Source organism: Oleiphilus sp. HI0080 (assembly GCF_001635135.1).
Genome location: NZ_LWFU01000237.1, coordinates 1 through 369, shown reverse-complemented (window position 1 = coordinate 369; position 369 = coordinate 1). Strand labels below are relative to the sequence as shown.

General features: G+C 50.1%; 1 pseudogene. It reads right to left on the bottom strand.

Features of this window, described 5'->3' with window-relative positions:
- Positions 1-369, bottom strand: a pseudogene (locus tag A3751_RS22555) (9-hexadecenoic acid cis-trans isomerase); the annotation flags it as partial.

The following is a 369-nucleotide window of genomic DNA, read 5'->3' as shown; positions in this document are numbered from 1 at the left end:
TGCTGATGACGCTCATTCAATACAGGAAAATAACCGCGTTCGCGCCACTCTTGAGTATTTTTCTCGTCAACACCAAGACGAGAAGGCTCTATGGCCAATAAGCGCGTACCATCATAAACGAGTTCGCTACTGGCTCCACGATCCACACCGTCATAAGACGTGAGCTTGAGCTGACAAGGGCCATCGTAACAAGCATGGCAACTCACACAGCGCTTATCAAAAATGGGCTGAATATCACGATGATATTCTGGGATGCCTTGGGTCGTCTGGCTGACACTGCGGTCACGCACTTCTTCCTTGCCCCAAAGCTCATTCAGCTTTTGCTCGGCTACGACAGCGCAACCCACAGCAACGAAAGCGATCATTAAG